Origin of the sequence: Aetokthonos hydrillicola CCALA 1050 (assembly GCF_017591665.1) — a bacterium.
Classification (GTDB): Bacteria; Cyanobacteriota; Cyanobacteriia; order Cyanobacteriales; family Nostocaceae; genus Aetokthonos; species Aetokthonos hydrillicola.
In genome coordinates this window covers 1-1,879 of the sequence record NZ_JAAKGC010000332.1, presented here as the reverse complement: position 1 = coordinate 1,879, position 1,879 = coordinate 1, and the positions used below count along the sequence as shown (strand labels likewise).

Sequence of the window (1,879 nt, the reverse complement as noted above, 5' to 3'; positions counted from 1 at the left end):
TTTGAGCAATTCGAGCAATCTCGCGGGAATGCAGCATAGAGCCGATTGGTTCGATTACGCCTAACTCAACATAAAGCTTCACAAGTGTAATCGAAGTCTCAGTGATCAACGCCGCATATTCAAAAGTGTACAGTTGCTCGCCTTCAAGTGAAACCACTGTTTTTGAAAGGCTGGAGGTCATAACTTAATCTCCTCTAACTGGGAACGTGGGTTAAAGCTTGTATTTGCCTGGATTTTTTCATAGTATTCTTGCTCAATGGGGCTGAGATCTTTCGGCGTGACAATCTGAAGTTTGGCAAATAAGTCACCTCGTCCCCCTTTTGGTAATGTCCAGCCTTTGCCGCGCAATCTTAGCGATTGCCCTGATCGCACCCCTTTGGGAACGTTCATTGTCACGTTGCCATCGGGGGTCGGCTGACCTACCGCCGCACGAATCGTAATCTCCACGTCCGGGGCTACAAGGAAGAGGGTACGATCACAACGGCTTTTGACATAAGGGTGCAAAATGACCTAGATCGCTTTCATCTGGTGCAAGATGTGGTGGATCGCCTATCGGGAGTTGATTATAACCACGCCTAGTCTTAGTGAGTGCATTAGTGGTGTGATCCTCTATGACGAAACGCTCCACCAGCAGAAGAAAGATGGCACTTCCTTTGTTAAAGCTATCACTGATGCGGGAATGATTCCCGGCATCAAAGTTGACACCATAAGCTCAAGGAGTTGAGCGGATGGGTCCGTTATAGTCAATACGAACGATTCTGGTTCTTGAGACAGTCACTACACTTTCGACTGTAGGAGTGTCAGAATCAGGGCTATGGCCCTTAAAGGTGAAAGTCCAACTGCCATCCCCATTGTAATTGTAGGGAGAGTCTTCGGCAGGACCATACATCGAGTTCTGTGCTCGATAGTGTTGTAAACCACCATTAGCCTGCTCAGCGGCTTGGCGAGCTAAATTCTCGGCGCGATTAAGATTAATCAGAGATATCTTATTGTTATTAGGGTGTTCCATAAATGCGGGATGAATTGGCAGTTGAAACCATTGATAATTCGTTTCAAGTAGGGTAAGATCATCCCATGATTCAGCAATGCCGTTATTAGTTATTTGCGCACTAGTAATTCCAGGTACAAGCGTGATAGATGCAATAACAAATACAGAGTTGATCAAGATATTCAGTTTCATATAGTTATCCTAAGTTCGAGATCTGGCAATGCGTAGTCTCTATTAATAGAGGAATGGCACCTCAGGCTGAAACCCTTTCAAAGTCCATCCTCGGTAGTCACTCTAAATTCTCCTGTTTGTTGAGCTACATTACTAATCTTCAAAACGTGAGAGAAGAGATGTTGTGCAGATGTTAATAACCTCGGTCTAAAAAGGAGTGAGAAATCCTTATTGAGTCCACCTGTCTAAAATCTCTTTCCCCGATAGCATATTGTCTTAAAACTTTATCGGCATCCATATTGGTTGCCTCACAACGTGTAGCGTTATCGCTGTATTTGTTTTCATTCTAATCCACAATGTGCCAAATAAATATCCAGTCTGATAAAACTCTATCTTCTGAGGTACACCAACCCTTTCTTGCCAAGGTTCATAGCGTTGAAAACTTACCTCACCAGATCGGGAACCGCTATAAGTTCTACTAAAACCTTCAAAAGGTAGATATTATATTGGGCAACTTATGTTAAATTTCAATTTTTTGTGACGATTTGAATCGTTACAGTACAATCTATACAACTTATACAGCAATGAAACGCTTATTCAAGCATAAATTTTAGCATAAAAATGTCATAATGATTGAGGGATTAGTTTCTTTTTTTAAGGAGTTAAGAATAAAAAATTAGGAGTCAAGATCCAGAATTCAGGATCAATTTTGTAGACTGG

General features: G+C 42.2%; 2 protein-coding genes and 3 pseudogenes. 2 read left to right on the top strand and 3 right to left on the bottom strand.

Going from position 1 to position 1,879, the window contains the following annotated elements; genetic code table 11:
* Nucleotides 1–181 (bottom strand): annotated as a pseudogene (locus G4P69_RS37585) (chaperone modulator CbpM); the annotation flags it as partial.
* A pseudogene (locus G4P69_RS37580) lies at nt 178–420 on the bottom strand (DnaJ C-terminal domain-containing protein); the annotation flags it as partial. The pseudogenes G4P69_RS37580 and G4P69_RS37585, both read right to left, overlap by 4 nt.
* Here G4P69_RS37580 and G4P69_RS37575 point away from each other — a divergent pair.
* A pseudogene (locus G4P69_RS37575) lies at nt 412–555 on the top strand (phosphoketolase family protein); the annotation flags it as partial. The pseudogenes G4P69_RS37580 and G4P69_RS37575 sit on opposite strands and share 9 nt — an antisense overlap.
* Complete coding sequence (locus tag G4P69_RS37570; protein WP_208355020.1) at nt 536–724, top strand: class I fructose-bisphosphate aldolase; 189 nt, start codon at nt 536–538, stop codon at nt 722–724. The pseudogene G4P69_RS37575 and the gene G4P69_RS37570, both read left to right, overlap by 20 nt.
* Here G4P69_RS37570 and G4P69_RS37565 read toward each other — a convergent pair.
* Nucleotides 713–1,180, bottom strand: a complete 468-nt coding sequence (locus G4P69_RS37565; protein ID WP_208355018.1) for a hypothetical protein — start codon at nt 1,178–1,180, stop codon at nt 713–715. The two genes, G4P69_RS37570 and G4P69_RS37565, sit on opposite strands and share 12 nt — an antisense overlap.
* Nucleotides 1,181–1,879: the final 699 nt, after the last annotated feature.

Bases quoted from the DNA above. Each gene is read 5' to 3' on its own strand.
- G4P69_RS37565 (WP_208355018.1), bottom strand. From the start codon at position 1,180: ATGAAACTGAATATCTTGATCAACTCTGTATTTGTTATTGCATCTATC.
- G4P69_RS37570 (WP_208355020.1), top strand. From the start codon at position 536: ATGTGGTGGATCGCCTATCGGGAGTTGATTATAACCACGCCTAGTCTT.